Origin of the sequence: Amazonocrinis nigriterrae CENA67, assembly GCF_016056305.1 — a bacterium.
Lineage (GTDB): Bacteria > Cyanobacteriota > Cyanobacteriia > Cyanobacteriales > Nostocaceae > Amazonocrinis > Amazonocrinis nigriterrae.
In genome coordinates this window covers 147,846-162,128 of sequence record NZ_JAECZC010000010.1, presented here as the reverse complement: position 1 = coordinate 162,128, position 14,283 = coordinate 147,846, and the positions used below count along the sequence as shown (strand labels likewise).

At 41.0% G+C, this 14,283-nt stretch carries 13 protein-coding genes; 3 read left to right on the top strand and 10 right to left on the bottom strand.

Annotation, left to right across the window (positions count from 1 at the left end; genetic code table 11):
* Positions 1–266: 266 nt before the first annotated feature.
* Complete coding sequence (locus I8748_RS08635) at positions 267–1,946, bottom strand: iron uptake porin (RefSeq protein ID WP_198124214.1); 1,680 nt, start codon at positions 1,944–1,946, stop codon at positions 267–269.
* A gap of 761 nt (positions 1,947–2,707) precedes the next feature.
* On the opposite strand from I8748_RS08635, the gene I8748_RS08630 reads away from it, so the two are divergent.
* From I8748_RS08630 to I8748_RS08625, 3 genes are all read left to right on the top strand, one after another.
* Complete coding sequence (locus I8748_RS08630) at positions 2,708–3,826, top strand: hypothetical protein (protein ID WP_225896359.1); 1,119 nt, start codon at positions 2,708–2,710, stop codon at positions 3,824–3,826.
* A 276-nt stretch (positions 3,827–4,102) separates the two neighbouring features.
* Positions 4,103–4,252 carry a hypothetical protein gene (locus I8748_RS34550; protein WP_214662479.1) on the top strand — a complete coding sequence of 50 codons (150 nt, stop codon included), beginning with the start codon at positions 4,103–4,105 and terminating at the stop codon, positions 4,250–4,252.
* Positions 4,253–4,377: 125 nt separating this feature from the next.
* Positions 4,378–5,499, top strand: a complete 1,122-nt coding sequence (locus tag I8748_RS08625; protein WP_198124213.1) for an alpha/beta hydrolase — start codon at positions 4,378–4,380, stop codon at positions 5,497–5,499.
* 270 nt (positions 5,500–5,769) lie between these two features.
* On the opposite strand, the gene I8748_RS08620 is transcribed toward I8748_RS08625, so the two are convergent.
* The 9 genes from I8748_RS08620 to I8748_RS08580 form a co-directional block, all read right to left on the bottom strand.
* Positions 5,770–7,425 (bottom strand): AMP-binding protein, encoded by a 1,656-nt coding sequence (locus I8748_RS08620; protein ID WP_198124212.1) that lies wholly within the window; start codon positions 7,423–7,425, stop codon positions 5,770–5,772.
* The gene (locus I8748_RS08615; protein WP_214662478.1) at positions 7,422–7,850 is read right to left on the bottom strand and encodes an acyl-CoA thioesterase; all 429 of its coding nucleotides are present in this window, start codon (positions 7,848–7,850) and stop codon (positions 7,422–7,424) included. The genes I8748_RS08620 and I8748_RS08615 overlap by 4 nt, the downstream gene beginning before the upstream one ends.
* 35 nt (positions 7,851–7,885) lie before the next feature.
* Positions 7,886–8,251, bottom strand: coding sequence for a holo-ACP synthase (locus I8748_RS08610; RefSeq protein ID WP_198124210.1), 366 nt, complete (start codon positions 8,249–8,251; stop codon positions 7,886–7,888).
* Positions 8,245–9,141, bottom strand: a complete 897-nt coding sequence (locus tag I8748_RS08605) for a ferritin-like domain-containing protein (RefSeq protein WP_198124209.1) — start codon at positions 9,139–9,141, stop codon at positions 8,245–8,247. Before I8748_RS08605 ends, I8748_RS08610 begins: the two co-directional genes overlap by 7 nt.
* A 72-nt stretch (positions 9,142–9,213) precedes the next feature.
* Entirely contained in the window at positions 9,214–9,483 is a 270-nt protein-coding gene (locus tag I8748_RS08600; protein WP_198124208.1) for a hypothetical protein, read from the bottom strand.
* 491 nt (positions 9,484–9,974) lie between these two features.
* Positions 9,975–10,250: a hypothetical protein gene (locus tag I8748_RS08595; protein ID WP_198124207.1), complete on the bottom strand. Its 276-nt coding sequence runs from the start codon at positions 10,248–10,250 to the stop codon at positions 9,975–9,977.
* Positions 10,251–10,283: 33 nt separating this feature from the next.
* Entirely contained in the window at positions 10,284–11,222 is a 939-nt protein-coding gene (locus tag I8748_RS08590) for a glycosyltransferase family 2 protein (RefSeq protein ID WP_198124206.1), read from the bottom strand.
* Positions 11,219–12,361 carry a nucleotidyltransferase domain-containing protein gene (locus tag I8748_RS08585; protein WP_198124205.1) on the bottom strand — a complete coding sequence of 381 codons (1,143 nt, stop codon included), beginning with the start codon at positions 12,359–12,361 and terminating at the stop codon, positions 11,219–11,221. The genes I8748_RS08590 and I8748_RS08585 overlap by 4 nt, the downstream gene beginning before the upstream one ends.
* Positions 12,362–12,368: 7 nt before the next feature.
* A complete protein-coding gene (locus tag I8748_RS08580; protein WP_198124204.1) occupies positions 12,369–14,189 on the bottom strand; it encodes an ABC transporter ATP-binding protein in 1,821 nt (606 codons plus the stop codon).
* Positions 14,190–14,283 lie beyond the last annotated feature (94 nt).

Genomic DNA, 14,283 nt, shown 5'->3' with positions numbered 1-14,283 from the left:
GTGTGGGGATGATGAGGGGGATGAGGGGGATGAGGGAGAATAACTCCTAATATCATGTCCGCTTGATTACTTAATAAACCCGAAGAACCCCACCCACCAAAGCTACGCTTTGTTTCCCCTCCCCGTTCACGGGGAGGGGTTAGGGGTGGGGTACAATGACTGTGGGAATCATAACTAATACCAATTCTCCAAAAAAAAGCGTCAGATTTTACTTGCAAAGCGAAGTGAAACCTGACGCTTTCTAATTACGAATTACGAATTACGAATTAGAAATTAAAGGTGGTTCTCAGCGTACCAATGAAAGCATCTTCGTTGTTACCGTTAACTTGACCAGGATTAGTTAGCCAAATCAAACCAGGGGTGATAGAAATGTTGTCGCTGACGCGATATCTGTAGAAGCCTTCAATGTGATAGGGGCGATCGCCACCAGAACCTCCCAAGTATGGTTGTGCGCCTGCAAAAATTCCTAAGAGGTTGCCTTTTTTCCCAAAGTCTGGTAATGCTACCCCAGCGCCATAACTCCAAACTTCACCATCATCATCAGCACCAAAGCCTGTGATGTCGCTATAAAGCACAAAGCCACTAATGGAAAGTTTGTCACTAGGTTTGAAAGCGGCTTCAATCCCGTAAGAATTACTAGCATAGGCGTTACCACCGCCGACAAAGTTTGCTCGTGAAGTACCCACTACAGCATTGCTGACCGCACCTGCATCGAATAAAAGACTATTTCCACCATGATATCCGTGGACGTAGGTAGCTGCTAAAGTAAAGCGATCGCCAACATTCAGATTCAACTGTCCTAAAGCAGCATAGTTTCCTTCTACTAAACCTGAACCTCCAGCAGGATTATTTGCTTCAGATGCTAAATAGCCCAAGGTTAATGAAGGCTTGAAGGCGCCACTACCACCAAATCCTAAGTTAACACCGATACCAGCACCTCCACCAATGCGATAAATTGGGCTTTCGGAGGCAAAGGTAGATAAAGCACCGTTACCGCCATCATAATCTTCAAAGTATGGGTTAACGGTAGGAACGTAATCGCTGTGAATACCTCCGGTAGCAGCAATGTAAATTTGTGAGTTACCCACTGGGTAGTAATACGACAACCAGTCGATAGCAGCACTATTGGTATTATTGGGGGCTAAGTTAAAAGTTTGAGTTCCCTCAAATGTGCCATCTGGCAAACTTAATCCGGTGGCATTACCAGCAGCAATCCGAGTGTGTAGGGTATCTTTACCTGTGAAGCTAGTTTGTAAGTCTAAACGAACGCGATCTTGGAAGACAGTTTTGTTGCTGTCATTGCTGCCAAAATTGTCGGTGACAGCGAAAATTGCTTCACCAACTAACTTGGTTGTAGTGGAAAACTGATTCGCTTCCAGTTCAGCAGTACGTGCTTCTAAACTATCTACTCGACCGCGCAGAGTTGCCAATTCTGCGGAGAATTCTTCTTGCAAACGTTGTAAAGTTGCCAAATCTTGTTTTGTTACTAAGTCGGCGGTTGCTGTTGCAATCAGTTCATTGACTCGATCTAAACAAGCATTCAAACCTGCGGCAAATTCATAACGAGTCAGGGCGCGATTACCACGATAAACACCACTAGGATACCCTGCAATACAACCGTAGCGTTCAACTAAAGATTGTAAAGCTTGGAATGCCCAATCAGTAGGCTGTACATCAGAAAACTGAGAAACTGATGTTACTTGAGACAGTGAATTTTGATTATTGACTTCACTGCTGTATTTGTTAACTTGTTCTAAAACGTTATTTTGCTCAGTTTTTGCTTGGGCTAGCAATTGCTGATTAGCTGTTGCGGTTGAAGCTGCTTGTGTTTTGATATTTTCAGAAGAGCTTGGTGACTCAGTAGCCATTGCACTAGCTGAAACAAACATACTTGTTTCCAAAAGCACAGGACTGAGTAACAGAGTTTTCCACAATAGATGAGACATCTTTCCGTTTTCCTCACACTTTGTTACACCATTGATGCGATCGCTAAAAGCGATTAGCTGTATTCTTTCACATCCTTTCTCAAGTGTCGATCTGCTTTTGACTAAGTGTCATATTTACCATCCTCTTTCAGTTGCAGATGTGTAATAGATTTCAATCGGCTGCTTGAAATGATGCTTTTTATACTTTGTATCAGAAAAGCATCCTAAGATAAAAGTGGCGATCGCAAAAGTAACACATGTAACAAAATTCCGGCACTAGTGATGAGGAGATGGGGAACTCGGAACCTGACTTTTCACGGTAAGTCTTAAAACCCTCGTCGATGCTGGGTGTAGGGGGTAGGGTGTAGCTGATTGGGTGTACTGTTAATAAACATTCGCTGATAACGAGGTAAAACAGAGGTTACTTATTCTTCATTCCCTACACCCCACACCCGATACCCTACACCCAAAAACCTTATAGTAAATGATGTAACAAGATACGCCTGTTGTATCCTACTCATAATCTCTTCATAACCTATCTATCATCAACAGTCTGCTAGTCTAAATTGCTGACTAAAAGGGCGTGAGCAGAACCTACTAGTTCACCACGCAAATTTTGACTCTTGGAGACCAGGGAAAGGGAAAAGGGAAAAGGGAAAGAAATTAAAAACATGCGCCCCTTTTCCCCTTACCCAATCCCTGTGCCTGTCAAAATCTTTTTGGCAGGCTACTACTTGTCCGAGTTGCACTCACAAATTGCAAAAATAATCGAGGATATGATGATGGCAAAGGTTGGATATTCAGTATATCGACGCGTCACTAATGCAAATTTGCTGCGGAAAATATGTTTACTGAGCCTGACCTTACCGTTACTGACATCTGCAACCACTAAACTAGTGGTTGCCGAAGAGAGTGAGAAGGCAAACGCGCAGTACGAGATTGGACTTTGGGGTGATCTACCATACTCAAGCGCACAGGAGGTTGGCGTCACAAGACTAATAGATGACATGAATTCACAGAAACTTACTTTCACTGTCCATGACGGTGATCTCAAAGCCGGTTCTAACAGCCTTTGTGACAATGCGCTGTACACCAAGGCGCTCGGATACTTCAATGCCCTTCAAGCACCAGCAGCCTTCACGCCAGGAGATAACGATTGGACTGACTGCGATCGCCCTTCAAATGGTGGATTCAACTCACTTGAGCGCCTTGACTACGAGCGTCAAGTATTCTTCAGCACGAATTTTTCTTTAGGGCAACGTCAACTAGCCCAAGAAGTACAAACAACACCGCTGTGCCTCAGTACCAACGGTGCGACGCCCTGTGTTGAAAACCGCCGCTGGACGGTCGGCAGAGTGACTTATGCGACACTCAACATCCAGGGTTCGTGCAATAACCTATGTGACACTGCGCCTGATCCAACGGAGTACGCAGCAAGAAATGCAGCTGATATTGCATGGATGAAAGAAACCTTTAAAGTGGCAAAGGAACGCAACTCGGCGGCAGTCATGTTAATCTCTCAAGCTGATCCAGGGTGGGATCAAACCGACTCAACTAGATCGCCTTTGCGCGATCCCAAGACACTTGTGCAAACCGATGGGCAGCCTGATGGCTTCAAAGACTTTTTACTAGCGCTGCGCGATGAGGTGATTGATTTCCGTAAGCCAGTTGCCTATGTACACGGCGACTCACATTACTACCGTATTGACAAGCCATTTCTAGATGTTAAAGGCAGACGACTCGAAAACTTCACTCGTGTTGAAACATTTGGTGACAATCAGTCCAACGGTACCAACGACGTACATTGGATCAAGGTGAGCGTTGATCCCAATAGTCGAGAGGTGTTTTCATATCAGCCACAGATTGTTCCTGGCAATCGAGTAGCAGTTCCGGCTCCGTAATGCTGTACGATTTGTAATCAGCGATGTTGAGCTAGCGATCGCTTCTCCAGGTAGAGCTAATACTGCTTCCAACGCCATAAGCAGTTTCCCGTTGTTGTCTTTCTCGACTAATATCATGTCCGGCTAATTACTTACGATATGCTTGGTTTAGTCGGTAATGGGTAATAGCGAATAGGTAATTGCTTTCTACCATTACCAATTACCAATTACCAATTACCAACCCCCGCTATATGATAAGTGTTTAAACGGACATGATATAACACTCATGCTATAAGTGTGCATAAATCGCTTTTGGGTATGTATTTCCCAGCGATCAATCCCTGGCTACTTCGTGACAATCTGCCGACAACCCACAGCCACCGCCCAACCAACCGTGCCTACATTCCACAAAGCCTCAGCTTGCATAAGACAGCACCATTAGGTTGAGCGGTTGTTGGTAAATGTTTCGGAAGTAATGGTGTTTTTTCTTAGCCTTACTACAACAGCTTTTCTAGTCGCAAGTTTATGATTGATTTGTAATGAGAGCAAACACTAAAGGTAATAACTGATTTATGATAAATTTACGTTATCTGATGATGAGTATATTTAGCTTTGTGCTATTACTAGGGATGAGTTTCATTCCCTGCTTTGCTGCTGAGAAAATTATTTTTCGCTACGGTTTATTAGAAGAATCGCTACCTGTTGCCGATTTACGTAATTATGCAGAAAAACAAGAAATTTCTTCTAGTTTAGAATTTATTCTCAAATTTTTTAGTCAAAAAGAACGAAAAGAATTTTATCAGGCACTACAAGTGGAAATGCCGCTTGATTTGACAGCTTTAGATCAGCTATTAGATACAGAGTTGGTAAAAGATAATTTAGCTTTTGTTTCCCAAGGTATAGTTCGTCGTGATCAAGCAGGGATACAAGCATTAGATGGTGCGATTATGTTAGGGGCTAATTCCCCAAAAGGTTTGGGAATTATTAGCTTTTTAGAAGCTTATCCCAGTCAAAGAATAGTGTTTAATGTTCCTACAATATTAGAGATAGCAAGTAAATTCAATCTATCTCCACCAAAAATAGCACCTCAAGATAATTTAAGTTCTACAATTTTATGGAAAGTTGAAGTGCAGTATCAACAATTTGCGACCAAAGGTAGACAATACTCTGCTTGCCTATTTGGCGATTCTGTAACAGCTGAACTGGGTAATACTTTGGGAAAAAATACTTTTAATTTTGCTTTAAATGGTTTAAGTGGAATTTCACTTGTTGAACAACTGAAACTTTTGATTCCTACTAAATTAAGATGCGAAAAGGCTGTAATTGCTATTGGAGCAAATGATGCATGGTATGGAATGAGTGATGAATTATTTGCAGAAAAGCTGCAAGAATCAATTTCTCTTATACAACAATTAGCTGGTAATGAAATATTGTTAATTCCAGCTTTTTATTCAACAGTTTTAGCCAGTAATGATCCTACTATTTCAGCGACAAACACTAGAGTTAAGCAGATTAATAGTGTCATGCAGCAAGTTGCAATAAAAAATAATCTATCATATCAAATAGAAGCGGTTGAATCTTTAAATCAAAATGATGCTTTAAAAGATAATTTGAGTTCGGAAGATGGCGTTCATTTAAACAATGAGGGGATAAATATTTATCGGCAAGCTTTATTAAAAATTCTAGATCAATAACTATAGCAATCCGCTTTGATTTCTGAAATTATTTGTGTAGGTAAGGAACAGGGAACAGGAAAAAGGGGGTAGAAGTGTACTGAGTTTTTTTCAGAAATCAAATATGATTCCTATATAATCCCAACTATAAATTAAAAATCTTTGCAGTATCTTTGTGGAGTATAAAAAACAGCACCCGGCTGTAGAGAAGATTTCACCGTCTTCTGTGCAACCGATTGCTGTTACAAAGCGATCGCTTGTTTTGCGTCTAGTGATTAGCCGGATTTGATATCACTGACATGAAGTAGCAGGAGTGATTTCACCTCTGATATAAGCTTCAGCAATTATTCTTCGTTGCAATTTACCGCTACTAGTTTTTACCAACAGCCCTGGACGAATAAAAAATATCTGTTCTATTGGAACTTTCACACCAATGTGATTAAGAATTATTTGACTTGCTTGCTGTTTGTACTGACTTACTTGTTGGAGTACACTAGTTTGCTTGGTTTCTATCAAAATAATAATATTTTCATCTGCTTGAATAGCAGCAACTTTGCCTGGTTGCACGAAGGACAAGGACTCTAAGCTGTGTTCAAAATCAGTAGCAAAATAACTTTGACCGTTGATTTTAAAACGATCATTGATTCTGCCAGTAATGAAAAGCTCATCCTCACTCATTACACCTAAGTCACCAGTAGGAAAGAAGCCATCAGGGTTATAAAACGGGTAATCGTTTTCCCAATACCCATCAACTAAACTACCACCCTTGATTTCAATTTCTCCTATTTCACCCTCACGACATAAAGTTCCGTCTTCAGATACTAAACGCACGCTAAAATCACTCAACGGTTTACCTAATGAAATAGCTTGGCAACCATTTGCCAGTGTCAGCACTCTCGGAATATCTTCTAACTGACAACAAGAAATCATTAAAACAGCTTCAGCCATACCATAGCAAGGCTTAATAGCCGTAGGCCGCAATCCATACGGAGCAAACATCTCCATAAATTGAGATAGTCTTTTAATATTAATTGGCTCACTACCATTAAAAACTATTCGTAAGTTTTCTAAGTTCAAATCAGCAATTTCTGTAGTTTCGCTGTTTTCTAGCCGACGCAGACAGTAACTAATAGCAAAATCAGGAATAACAGTGATAGCAATTTGTTTTTCTGAAAGCTCCCTCAACCAACCTATAGGATTAATTAAGAACTTCATTGGTGTACTTAAGTGCAGATTTAGCCGGCGATACAACGTTGTCAGAAAGCCACCTACTAATCCCATATCATGATACAGAGGCAACCAACTTGCTGCTTCATCACCTTGTCTAGTTTGAGCATAGTTAGCAATGATCTGCATTTGTGCCATAATCTTACCGTGGGTGACAGGAATTCCTTTAGGAAAAGCAGTTGAGCCAGAAGAAAACTGTACAAAAGCTATATCACTAGAGGTAATAGCAGCAAAATTAGGTGATGCTTGAGGCTGAAAGTCTGTGCTTGGTAAGGGCAATCGCTGGAGGCTAAAATCAAGAGATTTGATACTAGGAGCTTCTAACATCAAATCAGCATCGTATAAATCAGCAATTCTGTTGACAAAAGCTAAATAGCTATCCTTCACTACACCCATACCATAAGGTTTGACCGATAAAGGAATCGCGCCTAGTCCAATCAAAGCAAAAAAGGAAATAAGCACACCTTCTGTAGTTTCAAAGGGAAACACTATCCTTGTTCCCACTGTCACACCTTGAGAGCGAAAATATGCTAAGTATGCAATAATCTGCTGATAAAAATTACAGTAGGGCAAGAACTTAATATCTTTGCGATCTTCCTCAAGGAACAAACCGATATGAGCATCAGTGTCTTTGAGTGCATGTATCATGTCCAGTATGGTGGTTGATTCTTGCACTGGAAGTTGTAATTCTGGCGTGAGTGCTACTTCAGGCAATTTCATGACACACCTCCTAGTGCCTTGGCTGCAATATTTTCCTCAAGAAAATCCTGCAAACTCTTGAGTGTACGTTCAGCAGCATCAATAAATCCAACTTTCACGCGGGCATCAACTGCTATGGTGGCAGTTCCATTAGTGAATATTTCCACAGTTTGGCAGAATACTGCTTGATAGCGATACTCTTTTTCTGTATCTTCTATTTTCGTAATTACTTTAACTTCTCCTGGTAAAATTTCCCGACGATAATTGATTTCAATCCGCGCCACTACAGGTAAAATGCGCTGACCATGACGTAAATTGTGGTGGTCAAGCCATAACCATCGCCCTGCTTCTAGATATTCCAAGACCGTAGCATTATTGACGTGACCTAAACTATCAAGGTCGTTTGGGCGTACTTGCAATGTTAGACTAACTGGTTCAAACTTCATTTCAACAATCTTGAATAAATTAATAGTTGCCACGCTTATGTCTGAAGTGCAATGATTACAACGGTAGATACATAATCCCCACTATGGGAAATGGAAATGTGAGCAGTCCAACTTTGACGAGTAAAATACTCTGCAAGGGAACCGTAAAACTGGAAATATGGAGCTTTGCTGGAGTTGTGTTGTATTTCTATATCTGTCCAATAGAATTGAGGGGCTACTTTCAGTGCTTTAAATAGGGCTTCTTTAGCAGAAAATTGAGCCGTCATACTTTGCAATGGATTTTTACTTTGACTGAAGTACAAACACTCTGTTTCTGTAAAGAAGATACCTGGAATTTTAAGCGCCTCGACTTTTTCTAATTCACCTATTAGTTGAATATCGTGTCCTAGTCCTATTAACATCCCACCAATTCCAACCACTTTTGTTCAACTTCCGCTGCTGAGTTCACCTCAATACCTGTAATTTGTCTGAGGGCAGAAAATATCATTCCTTGCTTACGTTCAATATTGTCAGGAATTGTCATCTCGTACTTGAGTGCGTCCCACCAGTTAACATGCGAATCACGTTTTTCTAAATGCTGCCGCTGGCTACCATAAAGTTCGCCACCTTCACGAACAAACAAGTAAGTAACAGCAAATGCTCCTTTTGGGGAGTATTCTTGGCTATCAACTAGAGCCTTGGCAAAACTAATGAAGTAGGTCATGTGCTGCGCTTCATCAGCAGCAATCTGCTTAAACAATTTCTTCAACCCAGGATCTTGAGCAACACTGGCACAATATGAGTAGTTAACTATGGCTGTAATCTCAGAAATCGCCAGTAAAACTAGAGTTCTGAGCATATCATCATCGGGAAAAATCTTCCGAAACTCAATTAGAATCTGATCATCTACTGTTTCTAAACCAAGTAGGTTAGATAAGCGATTGAGTGTACTTTCATGAAAGCTTTCTTCCTCGTTCCAGTAACGGCTCCAAGTACTGCAAGCTTGCATGACACTCGCTAAAACTGGATTAGACTGTTGCCAGCGGCGACATTCTGCATCTGCGAGTCTTGCAAGACGATCCGCTCCAGGTTTGGTGGTTAATTCTGCTCGTCCAGCATTCCAAATGTTCGCTTTATCAATTTCGCTTAAATTTTCTAAGTTAATCGCATTGATCATTTCCACAGCGCTCCATCGGCGCTTTTCGTGAAAACTATGTTGTTCCCAAATTAAATCTACTAAGGAACTGCGTTGTTCAGCGAGAATGCTATACAGTTGGTTGACAATATTGGGTCTAGAAATTAGATTTACCATATTTATATTTATGAAATTCAATTTATCAAGTTTCTAGGTTTACTCTTGGTGAGACTTTTTATTTGATTACGGTTAAATTTGCACCCGTTCGACTTCTTCTAAGAAGACTTCTAATACTGTTGAAATTTTTGTATCTAATGAGAAAGCAGGTAGGCGGATGTCAGTTCCATACTGCTTTTTGATGGTGTTACTAATTTTGGCAAATGCCTCCATGAGATCAATACTGTTGTGAAGTTGTTCAGAACGAGCAATAATTTCTGAAAGTGTTAAGTCATGCTCAAAAATTTCAGCGTAAGGTAATTTAACGTTTTCTGCAAAAAGCTGACAAATATAATCTTTCACCCTCATTAACTCCTTTGTTATATGTCTAAGTGAGCAGCAAACTTGCTTATTAAAACAACTAGGACTTACGTACTGAAGCCCAGAACATAGATATGAACAAGCCCCCCTTTAAAGCAGCGGGGAATTTCTATAGTCCACTTTTTTAGTGGGTTAGGAGATCTGAGTCCATAAATCCTGGTTTTGTTCCCTCTATTCGCTGTATTTCTGGAAAAATCAGCTAAAAAATCAATCAGCTAGAACTTACGCATTCATACTTAGCAGTGAATGATTTAGTAATTGCTTTGATCGTCTGAACCGTAAATACACTCTGGACGTAAATGATTTATACTCCAAAAATGATTAGCGTTCGTCGTTCGCGCTAGCGTCTCCGAAGGAGAAGACGTTGGCGCAGCCATCGCCTGTTTTTTCTTGATTTTCCCCACTCTTTTTTTGCCTAGTTTGTCAATGCTCAATTCATAACAACCTTTCTCAAAAGGTTCTTTTCGTATTACTTAACAAATCTTTACAAGACTAGAAAATAGTTGAGTATGCGTTACAGTATTAATATTGACTACAATCTGTAAGACAATTGTCGCTTGTATATGGGCAGTAGTCACTTCAAGTGCGATGCCTACAGCAGGCGAGTACACCAGAACCATCGTATCTGCAAACATGCCAATAGTGCGATCGCGCTTGCCAAGAGCAACGGCATTGTTCACTGTTCCCCTAAACTGTTGAGGTGAAAATAGTTTGGGGTTTGGGGAAGCGATCGCACTGTTGTTGTTCAACCAAAATTGGAAATATCAAAACGCTACTTGTGTCTAAAAATTTTTGTGTTTGATCAGATTCAACAAATAATTTTTATAGGGACGAAGTTTTGCTTTAATTTTAAAGATAAATTCTTGGATAGGTCTAACTTTAGTAATTTCCCGATGGTAATCGAGATCAGGAGCCATACCATCAGGATGTAGTAGTGGGAATTCTAGAGAATAAGTTTTTCGGTTCACTACCCTTGGTCGTCTTGACTTGGTATGTGTAGCTTTGGGGCCAAACCCAATATTAGCAACTAAATTGACAGCAGGTACAATAGCCATACCTGAATTGGACAGGATAGCAAAATACCATTGCCAATCCCAAGTGTCTACCTCATTGCGGTATGCTCTTTGAAATCGCCACGCCATTCCTAAAAAAAGAGCATCATCAGCCATAAAATTTCTAATTTGCTGCTGAACTTTGGGATTAGCCCAAGCTTGGATATCGTGATTATAACAACGCCATGCCCTAGACCAAGAAGCCCAGCCCCAAACAGGACTAGGCCAATAACAAAAGTGGTAACTTTGGCTAGTGGATTTCCATTTATTGAATCCATTAGTTCCCAGAATTGTCATAATCCGTTCATCATCCTGATATTTCTCCAATAACTCCTCACAGTATCTAAAGAAACTAGGATTTGGTAAGCAATCATCCTCAAGAATAATGGCGCGTTCAACTATGCTAAAAACCCAGTCTAATCCACTGGAAACCCTCCGACCACAACCCAAGTTGACATCAGAATAATTTGTCATAACTTGGCAATCCCAATCAACCCGCGAGATAATATCACGGGTAGCGGCACAGTTATTAATATCATCTTCTTGGTCTGGACGAGGGCCATCTGCAACTACTAAAAGTTTGGGAGGTTTGGCTTGACGAATAGCCTCAAATACTTTTTCTGTAGTATCAGGTCGATTAAAGATTAACAAAGCAACAGCAGTTTTCATGTTTGGTGTAACTGTTTGAACATATATTTCAAATAAGCAAATCCATACTTTCTAATCAATCGTGTTAGTCGCAACCAATTGAAAACATTTTTATATTTGTACTTACTGATGAGCAGATTGTATAAACCTATCGTTAAGTTAAATCTGGGGTCAGATGAAGAGTAATGATTGAAATCTTCAGTCTTAAACAAACAATTTTCATGCAATTTAATTGCTAACCATCTGATGAATGGAGCAGTTTTAACTGTTGACAAAATTTCTTCTGGTAAGGGTATTTTTAACACATCACTAGCCAATACCAAGGCTACATAAAGGATTCGCTTGATTCTTAACCTTTGAGCTTGTTCTATGATTCGTTGCCAATTCATCTCTGGGTGGGTACAAATCATTGCAGCTACATTGCAGATATCCCCTAAATGCCGCCAAAATACCTTATGCCCATTTATACAAAGTATTAATAGATGATCTTCTGGTGAAAGAGTTAGTATTGTTGTGCTAGTCAGGGATACTGGCTGAAGGTTTTCCCAAAACCCTGCTGTTTCTAGTTCGAGTTCCCACGGGGGGATTCCATAGTGAAGATCTACGCTGACTTGGCGCTGGGAATGGCACAGTTGAGCTTGCAGATATTTTGCTTCATGTTGGCTGTCATGTAACATGCAATAGCCTTGAGTAATTAGCAGTTCTTTGGCTTTTGTATAATCCTGTTTGCGAACCAGAATATCTAAATCTCCGAATTGCCGCAGTGCCAGATTACCATAAGCCTCGACTGCCAATACTGGCCCTTTAAATGGGATAGCGCAGATATCGTATTTATTAAACAGTGCTAGGAGTGTTAATAGTTCTTGAGTTAGCAAGAGGTTGCGTAGGGCGTTGGCGTGGAATTGGCTACGCAGTTGAGCCAGGATAGTTTTAGGAACATCTTCTGGGCAGGTGGTGTTCAAGGTTTGGTATAAAAGTGGTATGACTCCTTGAAGGGCTGCTGTTTGCATGAGGTCAGTCCAATTGATATTTTGCTGGACTAGAGTTTTGATTTGCTCTGCTGTTTGGGGAGTAATGCAGGTTCTGACACAGCACAGAAGTAACTCTATTTCTGCGTTAGTTGTTGGTTCTTTACTAGGTGGTTGAATTAAGGTTGTCATAGACTCCTCAACGGTAATTTTTGGCTTGGATTTCAAACAAGTGTGCGTAACTACCACCCAGCTGCATCAGTTCTTCATGAGTGCCGTTTTCTACAATTCGCCCATGCTCCATTAGGTAAATGTGATCAGCCATTTTGACCGTGGAGAGGCGATGGCTGATGAGAATAGCTGCTTGATTTTTGATGAGTTGGCGGAATTTTTGAAAAACTTCTTCTTCAGCTTTAGCATCCAGGGCGCTGGTTGGTTCGTCCAAAACGAGGATTTGGGCATCGCGCAGAAAAGCTCGTGCTAATGCAATTTTCTGCCACTGACCAATACTGAGTTCTTCCCCATCTTCAAACCAATTCCCTAGAATAGTTTCATAGCTATTGGGTAAACTACTGATGACATCATCTGCACCAGCTTTATAAGCAGCATTTTGAATGAGTCCATCATCTGGTGGTAGGTCGATGTTGCCAAACCAAATGTTTTCTTTGGCGGTAAGATAATACTTGGCATAGTCTTGAAAAATAACGCTAATTTGGCGACGCAGGTCTGTGGTTGCAAGACAGCGCAAGTCATAGCCCTCAAAGGTGATACTTCCTTGCGTTGGGTCGTATAATCGGCACAAGAGTTTAATCAGTGTAGTTTTCCCTGCGCCATTTTCACCCACTAAGGCTACTACTTCCCCTGGTTGAATAGTGAGGGAGATATCTTTTAGTCCCTGGCGATCGCTGGTAGGATATTGAAAGCTTACACCCTGAAATTGAATTCCTTTGTGTTGCAGTCGAGGAACGGGGAGAGGATGCAATGGTTCAATGATTCTGGGTTTGAGGTCAAGGAATTCGTGGACGTTGGAGAGAAATAGATTATCTTCGTAAAGACCAGCTACACTACCCAATACCCCCTGAAGCGCACTTTGTCCGCGCTGAAATGCCTGGTAATACATTATCAAGTCGCCGAGAGTGAAAGTGCCTTTAACTGTTTGGTAAGCAATGATAGCGTAGGAACCATATACTGCAATGGTGGCACTCGTTTGGGTAACCAACGCTGTCACAGTACTTCTTTTAGAGATAGCAAGGCTTTCTTGGTAAAGTTGCTTTCTTAATTGGCGAAATCGGCGACTGAACAGAGAACCTAAATTAAATAGCCGAATTTCCTTAGCGTGCCAACTATTGGTGAGCATCCAATCTAGGTAATAAGCTTTGCGTTGTGTGGCTGTCCGTTTGCGCTTCCAATGATACATCTGGTCGGCATATTTTAAACGTACAAACAGACCAGGAACTGTGGCAACGAACAAAATAGCTGCAACTTGCCAATGGAAGAATAATAATAAACCAGTAATTGCTACCAAAGAAATAGTATTTTCACTTAGCTGCAACAAACTATTTAGGATATGGGTAGGACGGAAATAAGCTTCTTGTTGGGCGCGTTGCAGGGTATCGTGGTATTGGGAATTTTCGTAATACTCCAAATCGACTTCAATGGCTTTGGCATGAACAATGCCATACATGTAGTCGGTAATGATTTCTGCCTGGGTGGTGTTGACCAGTTCTGCGATCGAGCTACATAAAGCAATAATCAAGTTAACTGTGCCTGTAAGTACAATTAGCAGCGCTATTTGTTGGAAGGCTGCTTGTTTGTTGGCTGCTGCTATGGCAGTAGAGACTGCATCTACAATTACTTTCATCAGATAGAGTGAAAGCAGAGGCAGTGTACTCTGTACTATTAGGAGTAATATACGAGCGATCGTCCAAGTTGGACTGCTTTGCCACACCAGTTGTAACGCTCGTCCTAAGCGCAATGCTCCTTGAATTTTATGTTTTAATTTGTAGGTGGAGGGAGTCATATCACGTTCGCGCTTATTACTTATAATTCGGAGTATGTGTGCAGAAACCTTAAAATTATCTCCCCTGCACCCTTTCGCCCCTGCTCCCTTGCAG

Bases quoted from the DNA above. Each gene is read 5' to 3' on its own strand.
- I8748_RS08635 (WP_198124214.1), bottom strand. From the start codon at position 1,946: ATGTCTCATCTATTGTGGAAAACTCTGTTACTCAGTCCTGTGCTTTTG.
- I8748_RS08630 (WP_225896359.1), top strand. From the start codon at position 2,708: ATGGCAAAGGTTGGATATTCAGTATATCGACGCGTCACTAATGCAAAT.
- I8748_RS08625 (WP_198124213.1), top strand. From the start codon at position 4,378: ATGATAAATTTACGTTATCTGATGATGAGTATATTTAGCTTTGTGCTA.
- I8748_RS08620 (WP_198124212.1), bottom strand. From the start codon at position 7,425: ATGAAATTGCCTGAAGTAGCACTCACGCCAGAATTACAACTTCCAGTG.
- I8748_RS08615 (WP_214662478.1), bottom strand. From the start codon at position 7,850: ATGAAGTTTGAACCAGTTAGTCTAACATTGCAAGTACGCCCAAACGAC.
- I8748_RS08610 (WP_198124210.1), bottom strand. From the start codon at position 8,251: ATGTTAATAGGACTAGGACACGATATTCAACTAATAGGTGAATTAGAA.
- I8748_RS08605 (WP_198124209.1), bottom strand. From the start codon at position 9,141: ATGGTAAATCTAATTTCTAGACCCAATATTGTCAACCAACTGTATAGC.
- I8748_RS08590 (WP_198124206.1), bottom strand. From the start codon at position 11,222: ATGAAAACTGCTGTTGCTTTGTTAATCTTTAATCGACCTGATACTACA.
- I8748_RS08585 (WP_198124205.1), bottom strand. From the start codon at position 12,361: ATGACAACCTTAATTCAACCACCTAGTAAAGAACCAACAACTAACGCA.
- I8748_RS08580 (WP_198124204.1), bottom strand. From the start codon at position 14,189: ATGACTCCCTCCACCTACAAATTAAAACATAAAATTCAAGGAGCATTG.